Origin of the sequence: Microcoleus sp. MON2_D5, from assembly GCF_036701905.1 — a bacterium.
Lineage (GTDB): Bacteria > Cyanobacteriota > Cyanobacteriia > Cyanobacteriales > Microcoleaceae > Microcoleus.
In genome coordinates this window covers 1-23,002 of sequence record NZ_JAUBRM010000046.1, presented here as the reverse complement: position 1 = coordinate 23,002, position 23,002 = coordinate 1, and the positions used below count along the sequence as shown (strand labels likewise).

Here is a 23,002-nt window from a genome sequence, read left to right as displayed (position 1 = left end):
CCCAAATGTTAAAAATTGAAGGCTACGAGATTCTAGATCGAATTTACGAAAGCCAAAATTCAACGGTTTATCGAGGCATTCGCGAACAGGACAATCAACTTGTTATCTTCAAAATGCTCGAGCAAGATTATCCAGAGCCTGCTGAACTTACCCGCTACAAGCAGGAATACGAAATTACTTGCAATCTCCAAAATCTAGAAGGATTCCTCAAAGTTTATAGCCTACATGAGTATAAAAGAACCCTAGTCATTATCTTTGAAGATTATGGCGGCACTTCTTTAGAAATGTTAAAGGATAACCCTGTAGAAACGCCAAAGATTTCATCTTTACAGCACTTCCTCCGCATCGCTATTCAAACAGCAGAGATTTTGGCTCAAATTCATGGTGCCAAAATTATTCACAAAGACATTAACCCCGCCAATATCCTGCTCAATCCAGAAACCGGGCAAGTCAAAATTATCGATTTTGGCATTGCTACCGTCTTCACCCGCGAAAATCCTACCCTAAAAAACCCCAATATTTTAGAAGGTACATTAGCCTATATTTCTCCAGAACAAACTGGAAGGATGAACCGTTCTCTCGATTATCGAACCGACTTTTACTCTTTGGGCGTTACCTTCTACGAACTCCTCACCGGACAACTTCCATTTGCCGCTGACGATGCTTTGGAGTTGGTACATTGCCACATCGCCAAACAACCAGTACCGCCGCATCAGGTTAATCCAGAAATTCCCCACATTATTTCTGATATCGCACTCAAACTGATGGCAAAAACAGCCGAGGATCGATATCAAAGTGCCTGCGGAATCAAAGCAGATTTAGAAAAATGTTTGAACCAATTACAGACAAAGGGCAAAATAGAATCGTTCCCCCTTGGCAGTCAAGATATTTGCGACAAGTTCCAAATTCCCCAGAAACTTTACGGACGTGAGGCAGAAGTTGCAGATTTACTAGCAGCCTTCGATCGAGTTAGCAAAACCGAAAATAATCAGCAATCCCGTAAAGAATTAATGCTGGTTGCTGGTTATTCTGGCATCGGCAAGTCAGCACTGGTATCCGAAGTTTATAAACCGATAACCAAGGCTAGAGGCTATTTTATCGCTGGAAAGTTCGACCAATTTCAGCGCAATATTCCTTACTCTGCTCTTGTCAGTGCTTTCTCGGGATTAGTGCGACAATTATTGACCGAAAGCGAAGAACAGCTTAATCAATGGCGAGAAAAATTATTAGATGCTTTTGGTGCTAACGGTCAAATCATTATTGATGTAATTCCCGAAGTTGCATTGATTGTGGGCCAACAGCCGGCATTGCCGGAATTAGGCGCAATTGAATCGCAAAATCGCTTTAATCTTATCTGTGGCAATTTCATTCGGGTATTTTGCTCAAAAAAGCATCCTTTAGTCATTTTTCTGGACGATTTGCAGTGGGCAGATACTGCCACCCTCAAATTAATCCAACTGATGATGGCGGATGCAGATACCCAATATTTATTTTTGATTGGAGCTTATCGAGACAACGAAGTCAATTCCACTCATCCCTTGATGGTGACTCTGGAAGCAATCCGCTCCGATCAAGTATCTGTCGTCAACCAGATTACCCTTGTACCTTTAGCGCAAAAACATATCAATGAATTGATTGCTGATACGTTACAATGCGATGGTTTTTCGGTTCGATCTTTAGCAGAACTAATCCTGAAAAAAACCCGGGGTAATCCTTTTTTTGTGAGTGAACTGTTAAAAACGTTATATGCTGAAAACCTGCTAAGCTTCGATTTTATCGATCGCACTTGGCACTGGGATATGGTTCAGATTGAGGCGAGGGCAATTACTGACAATGTGGTAGAATTAATGATTGCCAAACTCAACAAATTGCCGTCAACCGCTCAGCAGGTATTGCGTTTTGCAGCTTGTATAGGTGCAGAGTTTGACTTAAGCACTCTATCAATTATTTGCGAGCGATCGCCCGCTGAAATTTTCTCCGCTCTGAAAGAGGCAATTCAGTCTGAGTTGATTTTTACTTTCTCAGAATTAGATACTCAACTGTTAATTCAACACTATAAATTTGGACACGATCGCATCCAACAAGCAACTTATTCTTTGATTGACGAGTCAGAAAAACAAGCCATCCATTTACAAATTGGTCGCCTGTTGCTCAAGAATAGTTCGCCCGAAACACGATCGAAAAAAATATTTGAAATTGTCGATCATCTCAATCTTGGGATAGGGGCAAGCACGGCAGTACAGCCCCTACTAACCCATCAACAAGAGCGAAACGAAATTGCCCAACTAAATTTGATAGCCGGCCAGAAAGCCAAAGCAGCGACGGCTTACACTGCGGCGGTTCAATATTTGAACACAGGCTTAAGCCTCTTAACCGAAGAAAGTTGGCAAACGCAGTATGACTTAACCCTCAATCTCTATCAAGAAACAGTAGAGGCTCAATATTTAAACACCAAATTTCACCAGGCAGAAACATTAGCTGAAGTTATCTTGGAACGAGCAATAAATCAGCTAGACAGGGTAAAAGCTTACGAACTTAAAGTGCAAATTTATACCGCTCAAAATCAGCCACTTAAAGCAATAGAAACGGGTTTAGAAGCATTGAAATTACTGGAAATTTCTCTGTCGAGAGCGGAAGATAGTAACGTAGAGCTGCCAACACTGATGGACTTAGAAAGCTTCCCGCAAATGACTGACCCTGCTCAACTAGCAGCCATGCGGATTTTAATGTCTATTTCTCCCTCAGCTTTATTTGCGAAACCCGGAGTTTTAGTGTTAATTATGTTGACAATGGTTAACCTGACTATTCAAAAAGGTTATTCAGCCTTGGCTGCTTATGCTTATGTTGGGTATGCTGTTATCTGTTCGGGAAAAGGCAACATAGAAACTGGATATCACGCCGGAAAATTGGCACTGAAGCTAGTAAATATATATCATGCTACCGAACTAAAAGCGAAAGTTTATAACTTATTTTGTTCTTTCGTTAAACACTGGAAAGACCCCGAAAAAAGCAGTCTTTCTCTGCTCCTAGAGGGAAGTAAAAGCGGACTGGACACAGGAGACAATGAGTACGCCTGTTATTGTATTAAAGCTTATTGTATCACCCTATTTTTGACGGGAGAAGGACTAGAATCTGTCGCCTCAAAAATGCAGCAATCCTGCGAACAATTATGGAAGCTTAAACAGGAATATGCTCTCTACCAGACTAATATCTGGCGGCAAGTTACCTTAAATCTTTTGGAAACAACTGCCACCCCATCTCGTTTGCTGGGCGAAAGCTTTAACGAGGAGGAAATAATTCCCCGTTTGCTAGCCACGAATAACCGCACTTTGCTTTGTCTGGTTTACCTCGCCAAACTAAATCTTTCTTACTTATTCAAAGACTGTGCCGGGGCCGTAAAAAATGCGATCGCAGCCGCAGAATACATAGATTCTCTCATGGGATTTATGTATGTTGCTGTGCATAACTTCTACTATTCTCTTGCCCTGCTCGCTCAGTATTCTCCCCAATTCATGGAAAACTTGGAGCAAGTCGAATTAAACCAGGAGCAAATGAAGCAATGGGCAGAGCTGGCCCCGTTCAATTTCCAGCATAAATACGACCTAGTAGAAGCAGAAACAGCGCGAGTATTGGGAGATAATTGGCAAGCAGCAAAACTTTACGACCGAGCGATTAAAGGAGCAAGAGACAGCGGATATATTCAATATGAAGCTTTAGCCTATGAGCTAGCAGCAGAATTTTATCTGGAAAGCGGTATGGAGGAGATTGCCCAAACCTATCTCAAAGGAGCACACTACGGCTATACTCGCTGGCAAGCTAGGGCAAAAGTTGAGGATTTAGAAGCAAGATATCCACAATTACAGGCTAAATCTGCGGGAACCATTGGTAAAAACACAGGCACGAGCATCGCCACTTCTCAGACTACTACAGGAGCGGGTACAGCTTTAGATTTAGCGACAGTTATCAAAGCCTCTCAAGCCATTGCTGGTGAAATTGTGCTAGAGAAATTACTCCGAAACTTGATGAAAATTATGATTGAGAATGCTGGCGCACAGGTGGGCTACTTGTTGTTGGAATCTCATGGTAAACTACTGATTGAAGCATCCGGTGCAGTTGATTGCGACAGCATCAATTTATTGCAGTCAATCCCATTGGAAAGCAGTAATTTACTGTCACTATCAGTGATTAATTATGTAAGTCGGACTCACAAAGATGTTGTTTTAAATGATGCTACTCGTGAAGGTAAATTTACTAAGGACACTTATATAAAGGCACATAAAACTAAATCAATCCTCTGCGTTCCTCTGCTCAAACAGAATCAGCTTATTTCAATAATTTACTTAGAAAATAACCTGGTAACAGGTGCATTTACTCCCGACAGAGTAGCCCTGTTAAAAGTCTTGTCCTCCCAAGCTGCCATCTCGATAGAAAATGCCCAACTCTATACCAACTTAGAAGCAAAAGTAGAAGAACGCACTCAAGAATTATCACAAGTTTTAAGCAATCTCGAAGCCACCCAAGAAGGATTGATTCAATCAGAAAAAATGGCAGCTTTAGGACAACTTGTGGCCGGAGTGGCCCACGAAGTTAACACTCCCCTGGGTGCAATTCGCTCCTCGGCAGGAAATGTTTCTAAGTTCTTGAATCAAACTTTAGAACAGTTGCCCGCACTTTTTCAATCTCTCTCCCCAGAAGAAGCACAGAATTTCTTGAGTTTACTTCAGCGTTCCCTCCAACAAGAAGCAAGCTTATCAACAAAAGAAGAACGCAAATTAAAGAGAGCTTTGAGAACCCAACTGCAAGAATTAGAGATTGATAGTGCCGATACCGTAGCCGATCGCCTAGTGATCATGGGGGTTTATAATGAAATAGATGCCTTTGTCCCGTTGTTGCAAAGATCCGATAGTTTACATCTCTTAGAAATCGCCTACAAACTTTCCGAATTAAAAAGAGGCATCGCTACTATCAACACAGCCACAGACAGAGCATCAAAAGTAGTTTTTGCCTTAAAAACTTATGCCCGCTACGAACAGTCTGGCGAAAAAACAGCAGCCAGTATTACAGGAGGTATTGAAACTATCTTAACCCTGTATCAAAATCTCCTAAAACAGGGAGTGGAGGTCATCAAAAACTATGCCGAAATCCCGCCCATACTGTGCTATCCAGACGAACTTAATCAAGTTTGGACGAATTTAATTCACAATGCTTTGCAAGCAATGGATTATCGAGGCACGCTAACAATTGAGTTAACGACTGAAGATGACCAGGCTAAGATTAGCATTAGCGACAGCGGTCACGGGATACCAGAAGAGATAAAAGCGAAAATATTTGACCCGTTTTTTACTACTAAATTGGCAGGAGAAGGAAGCGGATTGGGACTCGATATTGTCAAGAAGATTGTTGAGAAACATCAGGGAAAAATTGAAGTAGAATCAATTCCAGGCAAAACTACATTTAATGTTTTTCTGCCAATGAGCGCTGTATAAGCAGGTCAAGGAACTCGCAAACTATATAAGGTAGTAAGCCGATCGGATTTGCTTGGTTGCGCCTAAGCTGCAATCTACCCCATTGATAGGATTTCAAAAATTAAAGCGTTTTGAGGCCCATAACTCCGATCGAACCGGAAACGGATGTAAAACAGCAGTACGATGGGCTATGCTCAGCTAAGCTACTACCCATATAAGTTTCTTCGTTTCGGCGACTGGGGGGAGGGGGAGAGGATGGGGCGAGCAGTTGACTTGTGACCCCGCCCAAAAACGGATACAAGCCCCGACAGGATTCGTGGAGAGGCAAAAATTTTAGACCCTTGTTCAAGCTCCCAGATTCATCTGTGGAGTCAATCTAAAATCCTTCGACTGAGCGCTCACGCCGAAGTCTCAAATCTCAAATTTAAAATAGACTGACATCTTCAGATAAGATGGGGTCTACTAATATACTTTACTACTTTGACTACTTTGACTACTTTTGCTACTAATAACAATTAAAAAGGAGAAAAAATAGATGTCGAAACCAGTTATTTTGTGCGTTGACGATGAGAGAATGGTATTAGACAGTCTCAGGACGCAGCTAGCAGCAGAATTTGGGAATGCCTACACCTACGAAGGAGCAGAAGATGCTGAGGAGGCTTTAGAGGTAATCAGCGAACTCTATGACGAAAAAATTACCCTTATTCTGATTATCTGTGATTGGTTAATGCCCGGTATTAAGGGAGATGAGTTGCTGATTCGCATTCACCAAAACTACCCCCATGTTATAAAAATTATGCTGACAGGTCAAGCCGATCAAGTAGCAATTGACCGAGCGAAAAAACAGGCTAACCTCCATTCTTGCTTATCTAAACCTTGGTTAGAATCCGAGTTGCTGGAAACTATTAAATCTGGTTTATCTAAACTATGAGTCAACAGGTAATTATCTGTGTCGATGATGAGAAAACTGTACTCAGGAGCCTCAAAGCAGAACTGCAAGAGGCTGTTGGCAATGATTATATAATCGAAATTGCCGAAGGGGGGCAAGAAGCCTTAGAGCTAATTGAAGAATTGCTAGAGGATGGGGATGAAATTCCTTTAATTATTTCCGACCACATTATGCCTGACATGAAGGGAGACGAGCTGTTGAAACAGGCTCATATAATTTCGCCTAAAACTATAAAAATTATGCTGACGGGGCAAGCAGATATTGAGGCGATAACCAATGCTATCAACTCTGCAAACCTGTATCGTTATATTACCAAACCTTGGCAAGCTGAAGATTTGAAATTGACGGTTAGAGAAGCGCTAAATAGTTATCTTCAAGATAAACAACTGGCACAACAAAATGCCCAACTTCAGCAAATGAATCAGGAGTTGGTAGAGTTCAACTGCGAGCAGGCGGTACTGATTGCTAAACTCCACGAAAACGAAAGTCGCTTGACACAGTTTTTGGAAGCAATGCCGATTGGTGTGGGTGTGCTGGATGCCGACGGCAAACCTTACTACATCAATCGGAAAGCAAAAGAGATATTTGGTAAAGGAGTTGTGCCGGATACCAGTTCCAAGCAATTGTCAGAGGTTTATCAACTCTATCAAGCAGGCACAAATCAAAATTATCCTACGGAAAATTTACCCAGCGTGCGTGCGTTGAAGGGGGAAAGTGCTACGGCTGACGATGCCGAAGTTCATCAAGGCGACAAGATTATTCCCCTAGAAATCTTCGCTACTCCAATCTACGATCAACAAGGAAATATTGTTTATGCTATCACCACTCTTCAAGATATCACGGAACGCCAAGAAGCTGAGGCAGAACGCCAAAAGTTCATCGAGGATCTCTTTGAGGTCAATTGCAATTTGGAACTTTCACTGGATGCAGAATTAGAAATTGCGGAGGCCACAAGTCGCTTTGTACCCAAAGAGTTGTTAGCTTTTTTGGGATGTGACAGTATTGTTGATATTAAATTGGGAGAAGCGGTGGAGTTGGAAATGTCGGTTTTGTTTTCTGACATCCGCGATTTCACTACTCTCTCGGAACAAATGACACCGACAGAAAATTTCAAATTTATAAATTCTTATCTGAGTCGAATGGAACCGCTGATTGTGGAAAACCAGGGGTTTATTGATAAATATATTGGCGATGCAATTATGGCTTTGTTTAGCGAGGGGGCGGATGATGCTGTGAAAGCGGGAATTGCCATGCTGCATACTCTTGCTGAATACAATCGAGATCGCGCTTCTGTGGGTTATGTGCCAGTTGAGATTGGGGTGGGAATCAATACGGGTTCTTTGATTCTGGGTATAGTGGGCGGCAAAAACCGGATGGACGGTACTGTGATTAGCGATGCGGTTAATTTGGCTTCTCGGATTGAAAGTTTGACGAAGAATTACGGGGTGTCGCTGTTAATTACTCAGCAGACTTTCGATCGCTTGAGAAATCCGGGTGATTATGCAATTCGGGTAATTGATAAAGTTCAGGTTAAGGGTAAGTCTGAATGGGTGACTGTTTATGAAGTTTTTGATGCGGATTTGCCGGAAGTTAAAGCGGGGAAGTTAGCGACTTTGCAAGTGTTTATTGAGGCTTTGTCTTTGTACAATATGAATAGTTTTAGGGAAGCTTCGGCACTTTTTGCGGATTGTTTTCGCCAAAATCCGGGGGATAATGTGGCTCGAATTTATTTGGAAAGGTGTAATTAAGGAAGAAGGAAGTTCGGCAACGGCTTCGCTCGACGGATGTAACTGATGTAACGGAGGGAAGGAAGTTTGTCAGCGGATTCGCTCGACGGATGTAACGGATCGGAGCAAGAAGCAATAAAAGCCAGGGTTTGAGCAATACATAACTTATGCAAAATTTCTATATGTAGGGCTCCATGCACACCCCACCTTACCGCTTTAGTCCGATCGAGTTTTATGAGAACTTTAGTCCTCACTACAAACCGCGACTCGTTATCGGAAATGCGATCGCCCCGATCGCACTTTAGGATTGTTCGATCGGTTGTTCGATCGGTTGTTCGATCGGCAATTCTATGATAAACTCTGCTCCGTGGCCGAGTGCAGACACGCAGCTAAGTGTGCCACCGTGTTCTTGGATAACTTTGTAGGAAATTGACAGGCCTAAACCGGTGCCTTTGTCGGCGGGTTTGGTGGTAAAAAAAGCCTCGAATAACTGCTGGGAAACTTCTTCTGGCATACCGGGGCCGTTGTCAGAAATCCTAATTACAGCATTGGAGTTTTGGACTTCTGTTCTAATTTTAATCTTGCTGCGGTTAACTTTGACTTCGCCAACTGAACGCCCTTCGTTGTATTCCTCGATCGCGTCGATCGCATTTCCGATCAAATTCATAAATACCTGATTGATTTTGCCGGCATAACACTCAACCAAAGGCAAATTTCCATAGTCCTTAATTACCGCAATTTCGGGATAGTTGCCTCTGGCTTTCAGGCGGCTTTGCAGAATCAGCAACGTTCCTTCAATCCCTTCGTGCAGGTTAACTTTGCTCATTTGAGAATCGTCTTTGCGAGAGAAATTTCTGAGCGATCGCACGATTTCCCGAATGCGATCTGCCCCAACCTGCATTGAAGACATCGCTTTCGGCAAATCTTCTAGCAGAAACTCTAGCTCGATATCCTTAATTTTATCTTGAATTGCTGCCGACGGCTGCGGGCACTGCTGCTGGTACATATCGAGCAAATTCAGCAAATCTTCCGTGTAGTGGCCGACGTGAACGAGATTGCCACAAACGCTGCTAACGGGATTGTTAATTTCGTGAGCGACACCCGCTACCATTTGACCTAGAGTAGACATTTTCTCAGTGTGAATCAATTGAGCTTGAGTTTGCTGCAATTCGTGCAAAGTATTTTCGAGTTGAAGTTTTTGTTGGGTTAACTCTGTTTGCGATCGCCGCAAAGCTTCTTCACTGCGTTTCTGCTCAGAAATATCAGTAATTAAGCCTTCCAAAGCTATCAACTCTCCCGAGTCGGAAAACACTCCCAAACCTTGCTCCCAAACCCATTTTAATTCCCCATTTTTAGAAGTAATTCGGTAATTTAGCTGATAGGGTCGATTTTCTTGCAACGCAACTTGTACGGCATTCCACAAAATATCGCGATCGTCCGGGTGAGTCAATTCCGATAGAGAAACTTCCCTAGTGCCGATAAATTCTTCAGGAGAATAGCCTGCTAACTGATAGCAACCTTCGCTGACAAACTCCATACTGCGATCGGCATCGTTGCGAAAACGGTAGGCCATTCCCGGCAAATTGCTCATCAGCGTCGCCAACGCCCGCTGGCTTTCCCGTAGGGCTTCTTCGGCGTGTTTGCGATCGGTAATATCCGTCATCACCGCTAGCATACAGAGTTCGCCGTCCAAATTAATCAACTCTGCAGACAGCAAACACACCACCACCGATCCAGACTTCATGCGAAACTCGCATTCCTGATTGCGAACCACACCTTGTTCGTGCAAACGTTGCCTAAAATTAAGTCTGTCTTGAGGCCTTACCCAAATATTTAACCCCGGTACTGTATTGCAAGTCGTTTCTTCTAAAGCGTAACCAGTCATCGACAAAAAACTATCATTAACTTCAATAAAACGACCCTCTGAAAAAGTAGTAATAATCATCGAATCGGGACTTGAGCGAAAAGCCTTAGAAAACTTTTCTTCCGACAATCTCAACTTTTTAATAGCCTCTTCCAACTGACTTGTCCGCTCTTTAACCCGGCATTCCAATACCTCGTTAGCCTGCTTCAGGGCCTCCTCAGCCTGCACTCGATAAGTGATATCGCGCACCACGCCTTGCAGCCCCATTTTGCCGCCAATATCCATAGAAGTTAGCAGCACTTCCGCCGGAAACTCATAACCGTCCAAACGGCAGTGCCGCCAGTCAAAACGGCAATTTCCCGATCGCACAGCCGTATTAACTCGCTCTTTATAAAGACTCAGAGAATCTTGTCCGTCCGGTTGCAGCGGCGGGCTGAAATCCGAAAGATGCTTGCCGCAAAACTCCGATAGAGTGCTGCAGCCAAATAACTCTAAAGTTGCCGGATTGCAATCCAAAAAACCCTCTTCATCTAGCAGCATTACCGCATCAGTCGTCGATTCGTACAAAGTGCGAAACTTTTTTTCCGACGCCTGCAAAGAAGCAATCAACTGCATCTTTTCCTCAGCCGCCCGCTTTTGCTCAGTAATATCCTGCATTACTTGAGAAAAGCCCTGCAACTTTCCCCTTTCATCGCGCAAAGGAGTAACAATAATATTCGCCCAAAATCGCGATCCGTCTTTGCGAAGCCGCCAGCCTTCATTTTCGTATCGACCTTCTGCCACTGCCCTGATTAATTTTTCTCGGGGCTTGCCAATTTCCAGATCTTCTTTCGTGAAAAAACACTCGGAATTATTGCCGACTATTTCATGTGCTCTGTATCCAAAAATGCGTTCGGCACCAGAATTCCAGCTAGCTACATACCCAGCAGGATCTAACATAAATATAGCATAATCCTTAACGCCTTCAATTATTAAGCGCAGGCGTTCTTCGCTTTCTCGAAGTGCAGATTCTGCTTGCTTGCGCTGGGTGATATCTTCTACAAAACCTTCGTAGTAGAGCAATTTACCCGCTTCATCGCAGACAGCCCGCGCATTTTCCGCGATCCAAATTATTGTTCCGTCTCGGCGATAAATCTGCGACTCAAAATCCGATACGATGCCCTGTTCTTGCAAAGCAGAAACAAACTGATCGCGCCGATCGGGGTTGACGTAAAGCTGATCGCTGATATCAGTCAGACAGCCCATCAATTCTGCGGCGGAATTATATCCGTAGATGCGAGCCAAAGCTGGGTTAGCGCTGATGTAGCGACCGTCTTGGGTTGTTTGAAAAATGCCCGACACAGCATTTTCAAACATACTATAATATTTTGCTTCCATTTGGTGCAGTGCCTCCGCGACATTCAGGCATTCTATCGTTTTATTTCCTAGTTTTTGATTTCCCACTTGTGAATACCCTGCTCTTGTGTATGAGTTGAATATTTTTGGTCTACCGCCTGCTAAATTTGAGCCGTTAGTTAGGCTGAAAGATGGTGTGTCGCAGCCGGAGACGAGTGTGTTTATTCATCTGTCCTACCGGGCTGTTAGTTGTTAGTGGTTGCTGCAGAAAGTTTAGTTGATCGGGTATTTATTTGAGGCTTGACTGGCTGTCACGCTCGCATTGGCACATCGCTCTGCCTGCGGTGCAGGTGTTCTAGCAAAACCCGTTTTTTGAAATCTCCCTGAATATATTAGCCGTTGAATACCCTGAAATAAGTTAGTAGCAAGGATGTTGTTACAAGAATAAAAGGCAGCGACTTCTACAACCGCAAGACTCTATTTTTAGGATTTGGGTGAGAGAATGATCGACTCTTAGCCGAGGCAACTAACCCGCCTGCAAGAGCTAAACGCTCGCTGTCCTTGCTGTCAGTCGATTGGAGAGTTGAGATTTTAGATTAAAGAATTGACTCCACAGATGAATCTGGGGCTCTCCTAATGTCTAAAAATTTTTGCTCTCCACAACTCCTGTCGGAAACTTTTATCGGTCTTTGGGTGCTCTGAGTTACTGTTAAGTATTATTGCTGATAGATAATACAGCAGACTGCTGGCAGTTATACGATCTGGGGTTTGTATGTAAAGTTGGCACAACAATAGGGTAATAGTTGTATCAAAAAATTCATATTCTGCTGCTGCGGGCGGAAAAATTCTGTAGCGGTGCTGGCATTTGGGCAAAAATCTGGGCCCGGGCGCGCAAAATTTGGTCGGCAAGTCTGGTAAAATCCCGATCGATTCTCGGTTTGGCCGCAAAGCTCGATCAAGCTAAATTTGACTAGAAACTAATAAATGACAGATTCTCCTCTACTAGCAACGCCAGAGTTATCCCCTGCTTCAACCCAGACGGCGGATTCTCCTGTGTGGCCAGCCCTCCTGCAACAACTATTAGACAGACAATCTCTCTCACGCGCCCAAGCAGCCGACTTGATGCAGGGATGGCTAGCAGAAGCTATTCCCCCCGTCCTCTCAGGAGCAATTTTAGCGGCCATCCAAGCCAAAGGCATCTCTGCCCAAGAAGTGGTAGGAATGGCTCAGGTATTGGGTTCTCAGTCGCTTGCAGGTGAGTCGGAGAGCGTTTTCAATTCCCAATCTCCAATCTCCAATCTCAAATTAATTGATACTTGTGGCACCGGCGGCGACGGCGCATCCACGTTTAACATTTCCACTGCTGTCGCTTTTGTGGCCGCCGCCGGCAAAGTTCGAGTCGCCAAACACGGAAATCGCTCCGCATCGAGCAAAGTGGGTTCTGCTGACGTGTTGGAAGCACTGGGAGTCAACCTCAACGCCGATCCCGCAAAGGTAAAAGCTGCGGTAGACTCTGTGGGCATCACCTTTTTATTTGCCCCTGGGTGGCATCCCGCACTTAAGGCTGTAGCGTCGCTCCGGCGCACTTTGAAGGTACGGACTGTTTTTAACCTTTTAGGGCCCCTTGTCAATCCTATGCGCCCTACAGGGCAGGTAATTGGGGTGTTCGATCCTAGTTTGGTATCAACTATTGCTCAAGCTTTGGGCGAGTTGGGGACTGAGTTAGCTGTAGTCGTTCACGGCAGAGAAAAATTGGACGAAGCGGGGTTGGGAGATGTGACTGATTTGGCCGTTTTGTCGGAGGGCAAAGTGGAACTGACTACTTTAGACCCCCAAAAGGTAGGATTGACACCAAGTGCGATCGGCTCGTTAAAAGGCGGAAATGTTGAGGAAAACGCCGAGATTTTGCGGAACGTTTTGCAAGGCAAAGGTACGCCCGCACAAATGGATGTTGTAGCTTTGAATGCGTCTTTGGCTTTTCAGGTGGGAGGTGCAATTCCTATGGGTTCCCACGCAGCAGGAGTTTCTATGGCTAAGGACATTTTATTGAGCGGCGAATCTTGGTTGAAGTTGCAGCAGTTGATTGAGTTTTTGAAATGAAGGAAGAGGGAAGAAGGAAGAAGGAAGAGGGAAGAGGGAAGAACGAAGAGGGAAGAAGTAAATAAAAATTTAGAATGCCAAAATCTTCCCGCTCAAACCGTCTAAAACTCAGCCTTCTGCATTCATACTTTTTCAAGTTGGGAAACTTTTTTCTCTCTTCTCTTCTTGTTGGTTAGTAAAAAAAATCCTTCTTCCTTCTTCCTTCTTCCCTCTTCCCTCTTCCTTCTTCCTTCTGTTTAAGAGCGCGATCGAAATTCAATGACATCTTGCTTAATAGTCACATCTTTATTACCAAAAAAGTCGTGACCCAATAGTCCGATATCTAGGGATGGCGAGACGGCCACAACTACATTGTTAACCGCCAAACCACCTGCTTCAATAGAAGTCAAGCGACCGAGGGGAAAAGTAGCCACTCCGTTCGGAGTTTGTGCTTGCACTGTTCCCTGAAGAACAACGCCCAAGGCTTTAGCCATTGCTGGTGTAATTACTGTGCCACTAGCTCCAGAATCTACCATCATCTCGAACTTTTGTTTGCCGTTAAACGTGACTTCTATGACGGGGATATTGGCCTCTCGGCGTTTAATTTTTGCCTGAAATACTCCAGACTTCGCTGCGGGCGCAGTAGCGGGATTCAATGCTTCGGGGAGAAAACCGCAGACTGATTGGCTGAGGTTGAGGGTTCGGCCTGACGAGCTCCGCATGAAGCATCCCTCACTTTCTTGAGCCACTGCTCGCGAGGAGTTGGCAACAGTCGCTACTAAAATTGAACTGCTCAGAGAAATAACTGTTGTTACAACCAGTAACGGTTTGCACCGTTTTTGAGAGTTCAGTAGATGCTTGTATAAGTTTGAGAGTAAAGGCAAGGGAGATTTACTAGCCATAGTTTCGTTAAACGCTGTAGCTCGATCGTAACAGCGACAACTGCCTTTTGGTATAGATTTAGACTTTCGGCCCTCATAAGCTGCTGGCAGATAAATTGCTGCGCCAGAGGGAGATGGAGAGACTAGGAGATGCCGAGGGTGGGGAGTGGGAAAATTGGCACTTGTTGCAGCTTTTTGATTACCTGTTGCTTCGGTCTCGGGCCTAGGTGCCTTGCTTTGCCGAACCCTTGCACAAATTAAAATAATATCTGTATATTGCCGACTAGCATCAAATCGCTGGCAGTGGTAAGAATGAAACCAAACGAAAGTAATTAAGGATGCCATGTCACTTTCAACTGCACAACCCGCTCTCCTAGTCCTGGCTGACGGTACTGCTTACCGCGGCTGGTCGTTTGGCGCTGACGCCACCGTCGTTGGCGAGGTAGTATTTAATACGGGAATGACGGGCTACCAAGAAGTATTGACCGATCCCAGCTATTGCGGTCAAATTGTAACTTTTACTTATCCAGAATTGGGCAATACCGGGGTAAATCTCGAAGACGAAGAATCCTCGCGCCCGCAAATTCGAGGTGCGATCGCCCGCAACGTATGCAGCCGCCCCAGCAATTGGCGCTGCTCGCAATCTCTGCAAGACTACCTGAAACAGTACGATATCCCCGGAATTTACGGGATCGACACCCGCGCCCTCACTCGCAAAATTCGCACGGTGGGAGCGATCAACGGTGGCATTTCGACCACGATTCTCGACCAGGCGGAACTTTTGGAGCAAGTGCAAGATGCCCCCAGCATGGACGGGCTGAATCTAGTCCAGGAAGTCACCACTCGCGAGGTTTACGAGTGGTCTGAAGCCACGGACTCGGTTTGGGAGTTCAGTCCTACAGTCAAACCTGCTAGCGGCGAAATGTGGACAGTGGTAGCGCTAGACTTTGGGATCAAGCGCAACATCCTGCGGCGTCTGGCGAGTTACGGGTGTCGGGTCATCGTTGTCCCCGCTGACACGTCGCCGGAGGAAATCCTCAAATACAACCCGGACGGCATTTTTCTGTCGAACGGCCCTGGAGATCCGGCGGCGGTAACGGAAGGGATCGCGACTGCGAAAGCTTTGTTAAAGTCGGACAAACCCGTATTCGGCATCTGCATGGGACACCAAATTTTGGGACTTTCCTTGGGTGCAGAAACTTTTAAACTTAAGTTCGGCCACCGGGGATTAAATCATCCAGCGGGTTTAACTCAGCAAGTAGAAATTACTAGCCAAAATCATGGTTTTGCCATTAACCCCGATTCCCTAGTCCCCGAAGTAGAAATTACTCATCTCAATTTGAACGATCGCACCGTAGCCGGATTGAAGCATAAAACTCTGCCACTGTTCTCAGTGCAGTACCACCCAGAAGCCAGTCCGGGCCCGCACGACGCCGATTATTTATTCGATCGATTCGTGCAGTCAATGCGAGACAATCAGAAAGTAGCCAGCAGTAAATAGTCAGCAGTCAGCAGTCACCCGCTAATGACTGCTGCCTCAAAAAAACTAAAAATCACTGACCAAAAAAAACTGTAGACAAAAGACCAAAAAACTCCTATAATGAAGCCTCGACTTTAAGCCATATCTAGCTAGGAGGGTGTCATTCCTGAGTCATTGACCCTGACCGTTAGCCTCAGAGGCACTCGCGAAGTCAAGAATAACTATCAGTTATTTCGCCTGACTGGCCTGCTGGACGCTTTTTCTGAGGCAACTTTTCGGAAGGTAATAAGCAAATGTATTGACGAGAGCCCAAAACACGTAATTTTGGACTTGTCGCAGATAGACTTTGTGGATAGTTCAGGCCTGGGCGCACTTGTGCAACTTGTCAAAAAAGCCCAAACCTTGGAGGGGACATTGCAAATTGTCTCAAATCCCCGCGTAACTCAGACTGTTAAACTGGTTCGCTTAGAGAAATTTTTGTCTTTGCAGCCTTCGGTTGATGAGGCGGTAAAAAACGTCAAGGATGCTTGACGCCAAAGTGGATTAAATTAGCTATCCGGTTCTCAACGCTGGATAGCAAATTTTTATTTTTGTGCTGGTAAAACAATACCGATTTACCCAGAAGCTGTGGCACGCGCCAGCCGCTATTTCCCCGAGGCTTAGAGTTTCGGTGGATGGGCAGTAAAATATGTGTGGCAAACACGCGGAAAAATGGTATAAAAATTAGAGCATCCCGATTTGGTAAAAAGCCTTTTTTAGGAGTGCGATTAGGAGTGCGATCGTCTTTGCGCCAAGCTTTGTCTATATATCTCGCTTCGTGATCTGACAACGAACACTCCTGTGAAAGCTATAATTGCTGAAGTAACGAAAGACGAAATAAGTAAGTGACTAGAAAAACCAAGCTGTGCGGAAGTTTTATTTAAAAAAGTATGTCGCCGATCGCAGATGACGGGCTCAAACTGAGTCTGACGGATATCAGTTTAAATCGAGTGCATCCTGCGAGGGCTACACCAGCAGAAATAGAAAGGATTTCGCCCGCAGCCTGGGCATATTTGGGAGATGCAGTGTACGAACTCTACGTTCGCAGTTCGTACTTAGTCCCACCCAAAAAATTGCAAGCTTATCACGAATTGGTGGTGGGGCAAGTACGAGCCGAAACTCAAGCGCGTCACTTGCGATCGCTCTCTCCTTACTTGAACAGTACAGAATTAGCAATTGTCAAGCGCGGCCGCAATGCTGCAGCGGGTCGTTCTAAACGAGCAGATCCAGAGATATACCAACAAGCCAGCAGTTTAGAAACCTTGGTCGGATATTTGTATCTCACCGATCCCGAAAGATTGACCGAACTTCTGGGACTTTTAGATCTTGAGACTTAAAGGATTAAGCAGTTAAGAGTTGGGAATGGGGAAGGATTAATTAACCATCCTTGCACGGCTAACATACAACCGCAAAAATCTCGATCGGCAAAACAGGATTTATCAGTTATTAACTAGCAATTTGAACACAGCAAAATCCTTGCTCCCTCCCTAGAATATCTAAAATCTCAAAGCCCCAAGATGGCTCCCTCAATCAAGAATCTCAAATCTACAATCTACAATCCATTAGCCTTCAGCTAAAACGTTTTGACCACAAGAAACCAATGAGAAAATTTACCAGACCAAACTCCTCGCGATCGAATTCCGACAGCAAGCCATTCAAAAGCGAAGGCCGCCGTCAGGACTCACAACCATCCTCTGCCCGCTTTGAACGCAAGCCCCGTCCCGAAACTCGCGGAGTAGACGCGCCTCAAAAGCGATCGACCTTCGCTCCGCAATCGCGAGAAATGCCCGTGAGAGCAATTTTTAAACGGAGAGCCGATTCCGACAGCCAACCATCCCTTCGCAGAAATAATACTTTCCAAGACAGAGACAGCAGCCCGCAGGAATCCCGGGGCAATTATTACCAAGACAGAGACAGCAGCCCGCAGCCGGCCCGCAACAATTTCCGAGACAGAGACAGAGACAGCAGCCCGCAGCCGGCCCGCAACAATTTCCGAGACAGAGACAGAGACAGCAGCCCGCAGCCGGCCCGTAACAATTTTCGAGACAGAGACAGAGACAGCAGACCGCAGGAATCCAGGGGCAATTATTACAAAGACAGAGACAAAGACAATAGCCCGCAGGAATTTCGGGGCAACCATTTCAGAGACAGAGACAAAGACAGAGACACTCGCCCTGTTGACAGTGCCTCAAATACAGTTGTGCAACCAGACGCAGACACAGACGACATGATTTACGGCCGCCATGCGGTGCAAGCAGCTTTAGAAACAAACCAAGTCCTCAACCGCATTTGGGTTGTCCCCCACCTGCGCTACGATCCCCGCTTTCACAGCTTGCTAACCGAAGCCAAGGCCAACGGCAGCATCATTGATGAAGTTGACGATTTGCGCCTCGACTACATCACGCGCAAGGCAAACCACCAAGGCGTAGCGGCTCAAGTATCAGCCCACGAATACCTTGATTTGAGCGAACTGATAGCAAAGGCTAAGTCGGCTTGCGAAGATCCAGTAATTGTGGTAGCCGAAGGACTCAACGACCCGCACAATCTAGGGGCGATTATTCGCACCGCAGAAGCATTGGGCTCTCAGGGCATGGTGATTCCGCAGCGGCGGGCTGTTGGGATTACCTCGGCAGTGAGAAAAGTGGCAGCAGGGGCATTGGAAAGCCTGCCCGTGGCGAGGGTTGTCAATCTTAACCGGGCGCTGGAAGAACTCAAAGAGGCTGGATTCTGGATTTATGGTACAGCAGCAGGCGTCGGTCAATCTGTAGAGACAGTCAAGTTCTCTGGGCCCACTGTTTTAGTGGTAGGTGGTGAAGCTGATGGTTTGAGCCTTTTGATACAGCGCGGATGTGACGGATTAGTTTCAATTCCTTTAAGGGGCAATACTCCTAGCCTGAATGTCTCGGTAGCAACGGGGATGGCTTTATACGAAATTTACCGTCAGCGCGGGCCCAAAAAGTTTCACGTACACGGATCGTAAAGGTGGTTGAAAAAAAGAACACAACAGAGTAGTTTATTGTGAATGCCACTCACAATGGAGTGGCACCACACCCTGAACAAGTAAGGGTAGCCGATCGACTGTCGTTACTTGTTCAGGCGAAAGTAGAAGGGGCTTTGCCCCTAGGTTCAAACAGGAATTCGACACCAATTTATTTAGATATCAGCTTTAAATAGGTTTGGATCAGTTCTTGGCAGCAGTCAGCCACGTGTAAATAACAGAAGCCTAGGCGTGTTCGCAGCACCCTGAAAACACCGTCAAATACATTAGAAAAGCAGATGAAAGAATTCTTGATTAGCTTGCTCAACTTTTTCGGATTGGCTTGGTGGGTTGAAGTGAAAACTTCAGCGCCGCGGTGCATTTACTATTTTGGCCCGTTCTTAACCAATAAAGAGGCGGAAGCTGCAAAAGCAGGATATGTAGAAGACATAGAAAATGAAGGGGCAGAAGGTGTTAGTGTTTCGATTCAGCGCTGCAAACCTATTACTTTAACGGTTGCAGAAGATTTGGGAAAGCTTGGTGATGGAGGGCTGTGGCCGGTTTTGAGCGGTCAGTAGAAGCAGGGGGAATTTTGAGTTGGGAGAGGGCTACGCTTCCCTCGCAACGCTGTGCGGTTTTGAGTTGTGAGTTGTTGTAACTTCAAAACTCTTGAGTGTTGGGTAATAAATTGCTTGTGACAAACTCAAAACTCAACACTCGCAATTGCCAACTGCTTCGGGGTGACTTTCAATCCAGCGATCGATGTCTGCGACTACCCGATCGGGAATTTCCCAAGGGAACAAGTGGGCTGTATTGGGATAGCACTGCCACTGACAGTCGTGCAGGTGGCGGGCGGTTTCTAGACTGGATGCTGAGGTGATGTGCCGATCGGCCTCTCCGGCCAATACCAAGCAGGGACATTGAATGTCGCCGAGGTGGATCAGTCGATCGTATCCAGCCCTCAGAGCGGTATTTAACGCCTTGGTGGCCGTGTTGGAAGTCTTGAGGTAGGCGGGGGTACCTGCCTGTGCTAAGTAGCGGTAAGGGGTGGCGTTATGCTGCTGTATCAAATAGCGAAAGAGCGATCGCCTAGCAAAAGTATCAATATTCCACTGCCAACCGGGTATCACCCAATTGATAATTCCGGCTAAACCGGTGTAAAGGTTATCTTGCCAAGAGATGGGAGGGTGACTTCCTCGCGGTTTGGCTGCGGATGCAAGTAGAATCAAACCGGTGACTCGCTGGGGATATTTCATGGCTAATTCCAGGGCTAAAATCCCTCCCAAAGACCATCCGATCACCAAACACCGATCGACTCCTAATCTGTCTAATAGTGCTTCTAAATCGACCAGATGATCCGTCATTTCAAAGAAAGTTGAGGTGCGGCTGTTGCCGTAGCCGCGCAAGTCGGGGGCGATCGTTTGGAAGCGTTTTGATAGGTGTTCTGTGAAGACCGACATACAATCGCCGGAACCTGGATGGCCGTGCAAGCAGAGAATAGGAAATCCTTTGCCTTTGACGGAAACGCTGAGTTGTTGATGCGGCATTTTTTAACTGTTTGGGCGGTGCGTTGTCCCCCGCTATAAATTGTATATTCCAGCGATTAAAAGTTGGGGTTTCGGACAATGTAATCGGCAATTTTAGAAATAGACTGGCGCATTTGTAGCTCGCCGCTGCGGCTGTCAATCACAGTAATCACATAGGCCTCGTCGTCAACGCTCATCGCTAAAGTTGTGCCGAGTACCCGAGAATTTTGACCAGTTTTTTCGCCCAACCATTGAGCTTTAGTTCCTTCCAAGGCGGCAAATCCCAGAGCGTGATCGTACTGGCGGTTGAGAGTTTCTATTAATAGTTTAGCACCGGGTGTTTCGCCGTTGTAAATTTGCACCATCATTTCGGTGAGTTCGTTAGCAGTCAGGCGGTTGCGGCCAGAACCGGGGTTGGAGGGCATAATTCTTTCCCCCATCAACTTGAAGTTGACGCGGGTGACTTCGTATCCGCTATTATCTAAATATTGATTGATGTAATCCGAACCCAAATAATCTATCAGTTGATTGGTGGCGATATTGCTGCTGCGATAGATCATTTCTTCTAACAGTAGCTGTAGCGGGTAATTGCGATTGGACCTAATCTTTGCCGATGCGTCTTCGGTGAAATTACCGCGACTGACTAATACTTCCTGGTTCAGACTAATTTTTTCTTTTTCGACTTTTTGCATCAGGGCGACAGCAATCGGCAATTTAATTAAGCTGGCCGGACTGGCCGGAGGCACATCGCCCCGGAGGTTTACGCATTCTCTAGAAAGGTTGCAAACACCGATCGAAGCTTGAGCCGACAAACCGCTTTCCCGGGCAAGCGCACCCAAAAAATCGGATTTTGCTTGCTGCAGTTGAAAGGTTGCTGCTGTTAGATTTTCCCGGTATTCTTGAGTTTTTGAGGCAGTGAGGGAAGCTAAAAATGAATTTTGAGGAACTTCCTGCAAGTTGTTGAGCGCCTGGTGCCAGAAAAATTGAGTTTGCTGCGAAGATTCGATCGACTTATTTTGCTGCCGTTGAGTTTCTACGGCTCGGTTGGCTAAACGGACTGCTTGCTGTAAGTCGTCCTTAGCCCTCTGTTCTACTAATATTTGAGCTTCCACCGCTTGCAACTGCTGTAGCAGTTGTTCTTGAGGATTGGCGGCCACGGGAACTAAGCGCGAGAGCAGGGTTGGTTCTGGGGAGGGAGAGGGGGGTTGTTCTAATTCGGTGACGAGCCGATCGCGAATTTTGTAGAGTTCGTCTAGGGAACGCGGGTTAGATGATTGAGAGAATGAACTTGCGATGGTTAACATCTGAACCAGTCCGATGCCGGCTACTACTGCCGCCATCTTGTTGGCGATCGACAAAAAACACCTGATATCTCGCATACTTAACATCCTCAACACCACCACATTCAATATAAGCAGCTATTGTTACATCAGTCAAACGGTTTGAGATTTTAGATGGGAGATTTTAGATTGAAGAACAAATCTCAAATCTCAAATCTCAAATCTCAAATCTCAAATGGTTTTAATCGTGCCAATGTGGCAAAATAATCAAGATAAAGGGAGCGATGGCACCAAAGCAATCCACCCCCTTTAAATATTGGGAACTATCTACTTTTTGCGCCGCCGTCGCCAGTCAGCACCCAACCGCTTGAGGTAATCCCAACCGCGTTGGGGCCAGACATGATCGCTACCGATTTTTTCGGCAATCCAGCGAGCTACTTTGGGGCCTGTCCAGTCTCCGCCGTCGGGGGCAGGGCCTTGCAGCGCTTGTCGCAGTTCTTCTTGCTGTTCTGGATTCAGCAAGGATTTCGCAGGAGGGGGCTGGCGGTCTCCGCTGCGATTTCTCACAGAGTTAGGCCCTTCTCGGTTATAGCGCTGGACAATTTCTTTGGCATAGTCGTAGTTGAGGCCTACGACTTGGGCTGCTTGTTTGATAGTCCAATTTCTGGAAACTAACAGCAGCAAGTGCCAGCGGCGCGACTCTGTGGTGTTTTGTGCCTGCCGGTAGCGAATTTTGAGTTCCTCTGCCGTCAGGTGGGATTCTAAGTGAGCTTTAGGTGGCATTCCTCCAACGGGGCATCGGGAACTTCTTACCATATATCTTTGGTTTTGGGGATAATTCCGGATGAAATTATTTTCCTGGGGATCGTGGCGGCAAATAAGTAGCTTTTTTTACCCCAGATGCACGCAGCTAGACACTGTTGAGGAAGGACTGCTGTTTTTTTGCAGGTGCGCGCAACAGGAGACCTCGGCGTGGCGGTGAGCGTTTCGAGCTTTTTTGTGAACCCCAGATTTCTGACAGGCTTTTTGACCTCTGGCACAAGGGGCGTGTAGGGGAAAAGGTCGATCGCTATTTTCTTCGACCATCGCGCAGCCGCCATTAATTCACTCGGATGACTGATAACTTTCAGTAATTTTTGACTAAAAAAGTGTTCTTCATAATCGGGTTATAATTATTAGGTAAGGTGCCGCCATAATCTCATATTTTTTTTCATAATTTTCTAGTTTCATTTTATTATTTTATAAATAATCAGGAGGCGAGTAATCTCGTCAAAAATCAGCTTCAAATGCTTCACTCTATATTTTTTGAAATAAATTATATGTCAATACGGTTCAGTTAAGGGCTAGGCAGTGCTTAAAACAATAAATACAGGAGGATTCATTATTATTCCAGTACCTCT

Annotated in this window: 16 protein-coding genes; 10 read left to right on the top strand and 6 right to left on the bottom strand. The window is 45.7% G+C overall.

Annotated elements, in window-relative coordinates; genetic code table 11:
* Positions 1 to 5: 5 nt before the first annotated feature.
* The 3 genes from QUA47_RS18060 to QUA47_RS18050 all read left to right on the top strand — a co-directional run bounded on the left by QUA47_RS18060 (position 6) and on the right by QUA47_RS18050 (position 8,162).
* The gene (locus QUA47_RS18060; protein ID WP_333431728.1) at positions 6 to 5,486 is read left to right on the top strand and encodes an AAA family ATPase; all 5,481 of its coding nucleotides are present in this window, start codon (positions 6 to 8) and stop codon (positions 5,484 to 5,486) included.
* A 514-nt stretch (positions 5,487 to 6,000) separates the two neighbouring features.
* A complete protein-coding gene (locus QUA47_RS18055) occupies positions 6,001 to 6,396 on the top strand; it encodes a response regulator (RefSeq protein WP_190662129.1) in 396 nt (131 codons plus the stop codon).
* Positions 6,393 to 8,162, top strand: coding sequence for an adenylate/guanylate cyclase domain-containing protein (locus QUA47_RS18050; protein WP_333431727.1), 1,770 nt, complete (start codon positions 6,393 to 6,395; stop codon positions 8,160 to 8,162). Before QUA47_RS18055 ends, QUA47_RS18050 begins: the two co-directional genes overlap by 4 nt.
* A gap of 280 nt (positions 8,163 to 8,442) precedes the next feature.
* On the opposite strand, the gene QUA47_RS18045 is transcribed toward QUA47_RS18050, so the two are convergent.
* On the bottom strand, positions 8,443 to 11,448 hold the full coding sequence (locus QUA47_RS18045) for a PAS domain S-box protein (protein WP_333431726.1): 3,006 nt from the start codon (positions 11,446 to 11,448) through the stop codon (positions 8,443 to 8,445).
* Between the two features lie 695 nt (positions 11,449 to 12,143).
* Here QUA47_RS18045 and QUA47_RS18040 point away from each other — a divergent pair.
* Both QUA47_RS18040 and trpD read left to right on the top strand, forming a co-directional pair.
* On the top strand, positions 12,144 to 12,314 hold the full coding sequence (locus QUA47_RS18040) for a hypothetical protein (RefSeq protein WP_333431725.1): 171 nt from the start codon (positions 12,144 to 12,146) through the stop codon (positions 12,312 to 12,314).
* A 10-nt stretch (positions 12,315 to 12,324) separates the two neighbouring features.
* On the top strand, positions 12,325 to 13,440 hold the full coding sequence (trpD, locus tag QUA47_RS18035) for an anthranilate phosphoribosyltransferase (protein ID WP_333431724.1): 1,116 nt from the start codon (positions 12,325 to 12,327) through the stop codon (positions 13,438 to 13,440).
* Between the two features lie 236 nt (positions 13,441 to 13,676).
* Here the strand turns inward: trpD and QUA47_RS18030 are convergent, their stop codons facing one another.
* Entirely contained in the window at positions 13,677 to 14,645 is a 969-nt protein-coding gene (locus QUA47_RS18030; RefSeq protein WP_333431723.1) for a retropepsin-like aspartic protease, read from the bottom strand.
* Here QUA47_RS18030 and carA point away from each other — a divergent pair.
* Positions 14,644 to 15,801, top strand: coding sequence for a glutamine-hydrolyzing carbamoyl-phosphate synthase small subunit (gene carA, locus QUA47_RS18025; protein ID WP_190662119.1), 1,158 nt, complete (start codon positions 14,644 to 14,646; stop codon positions 15,799 to 15,801). The genes QUA47_RS18030 and carA overlap by 2 nt on opposite strands.
* 153 nt (positions 15,802 to 15,954) lie before the next feature.
* Positions 15,955 to 16,311, top strand: a complete 357-nt coding sequence (locus QUA47_RS18020; protein ID WP_006632381.1) for an STAS domain-containing protein — start codon at positions 15,955 to 15,957, stop codon at positions 16,309 to 16,311.
* On the opposite strand, the gene QUA47_RS18015 is transcribed toward QUA47_RS18020, so the two are convergent.
* Positions 16,298 to 16,609: a hypothetical protein gene (locus QUA47_RS18015; protein WP_333431722.1), complete on the bottom strand. Its 312-nt coding sequence runs from the start codon at positions 16,607 to 16,609 to the stop codon at positions 16,298 to 16,300. The genes QUA47_RS18020 and QUA47_RS18015 overlap by 14 nt on opposite strands.
* A gap of 100 nt (positions 16,610 to 16,709) precedes the next feature.
* Here QUA47_RS18015 and QUA47_RS18010 point away from each other — a divergent pair, with 100 nt between their 5' ends.
* The 3 genes from QUA47_RS18010 (at position 16,710) to QUA47_RS18000 (ending at position 19,374) form a co-directional block, all read left to right on the top strand.
* Entirely contained in the window at positions 16,710 to 17,156 is a 447-nt protein-coding gene (locus QUA47_RS18010; protein ID WP_006632383.1) for a Mini-ribonuclease 3, read from the top strand.
* Between the two features lie 263 nt (positions 17,157 to 17,419).
* A complete protein-coding gene (gene rlmB, locus QUA47_RS18005) occupies positions 17,420 to 18,799 on the top strand; it encodes a 23S rRNA (guanosine(2251)-2'-O)-methyltransferase RlmB (protein WP_333431721.1) in 1,380 nt (459 codons plus the stop codon).
* A 296-nt stretch (positions 18,800 to 19,095) separates the two neighbouring features.
* Positions 19,096 to 19,374, top strand: a complete 279-nt coding sequence (locus QUA47_RS18000) for a DUF1816 domain-containing protein (RefSeq protein WP_190732199.1) — start codon at positions 19,096 to 19,098, stop codon at positions 19,372 to 19,374.
* Positions 19,375 to 19,506: 132 nt separating this feature from the next.
* On the opposite strand, the gene QUA47_RS17995 is transcribed toward QUA47_RS18000, so the two are convergent.
* The 3 genes from QUA47_RS17995 to QUA47_RS17985 all read right to left on the bottom strand — a co-directional run bounded on the left by QUA47_RS17995 (position 19,507) and on the right by QUA47_RS17985 (position 22,385).
* Positions 19,507 to 20,343, bottom strand: a complete 837-nt coding sequence (locus QUA47_RS17995; RefSeq protein WP_333431720.1) for an alpha/beta hydrolase — start codon at positions 20,341 to 20,343, stop codon at positions 19,507 to 19,509.
* 56 nt (positions 20,344 to 20,399) lie between these two features.
* The gene (locus QUA47_RS17990) at positions 20,400 to 21,701 is read right to left on the bottom strand and encodes a serine hydrolase (RefSeq protein WP_333431719.1); all 1,302 of its coding nucleotides are present in this window, start codon (positions 21,699 to 21,701) and stop codon (positions 20,400 to 20,402) included.
* Positions 21,702 to 21,929: 228 nt separating this feature from the next.
* Positions 21,930 to 22,385: a helix-turn-helix domain-containing protein gene (locus QUA47_RS17985; RefSeq protein WP_039886916.1), complete on the bottom strand. Its 456-nt coding sequence runs from the start codon at positions 22,383 to 22,385 to the stop codon at positions 21,930 to 21,932.
* Positions 22,386 to 23,002: the final 617 nt, after the last annotated feature.

Coding starts and splice junctions, on each gene's coding strand:
- QUA47_RS18060 (WP_333431728.1), top strand. CDS start 6: ATGTTAAAAATTGAAGGCTACGAGATTCTAGATCGAATTTACGAAAGC.
- QUA47_RS18055 (WP_190662129.1), top strand. CDS start 6,001: ATGTCGAAACCAGTTATTTTGTGCGTTGACGATGAGAGAATGGTATTA.
- QUA47_RS18050 (WP_333431727.1), top strand. CDS start 6,393: ATGAGTCAACAGGTAATTATCTGTGTCGATGATGAGAAAACTGTACTC.
- trpD (WP_333431724.1), top strand. CDS start 12,325: ATGACAGATTCTCCTCTACTAGCAACGCCAGAGTTATCCCCTGCTTCA.
- carA (WP_190662119.1), top strand. CDS start 14,644: ATGTCACTTTCAACTGCACAACCCGCTCTCCTAGTCCTGGCTGACGGT.
- QUA47_RS18030 (WP_333431723.1), bottom strand. CDS start 14,645: ATGGCATCCTTAATTACTTTCGTTTGGTTTCATTCTTACCACTGCCAG.
- QUA47_RS18010 (WP_006632383.1), top strand. CDS start 16,710: ATGTCGCCGATCGCAGATGACGGGCTCAAACTGAGTCTGACGGATATC.
- rlmB (WP_333431721.1), top strand. CDS start 17,420: ATGAGAAAATTTACCAGACCAAACTCCTCGCGATCGAATTCCGACAGC.
- QUA47_RS18000 (WP_190732199.1), top strand. CDS start 19,096: ATGAAAGAATTCTTGATTAGCTTGCTCAACTTTTTCGGATTGGCTTGG.
- QUA47_RS17995 (WP_333431720.1), bottom strand. CDS start 20,343: ATGCCGCATCAACAACTCAGCGTTTCCGTCAAAGGCAAAGGATTTCCT.
- QUA47_RS17990 (WP_333431719.1), bottom strand. CDS start 21,701: ATGCGAGATATCAGGTGTTTTTTGTCGATCGCCAACAAGATGGCGGCA.
- QUA47_RS17985 (WP_039886916.1), bottom strand. CDS start 22,385: ATGCCACCTAAAGCTCACTTAGAATCCCACCTGACGGCAGAGGAACTC.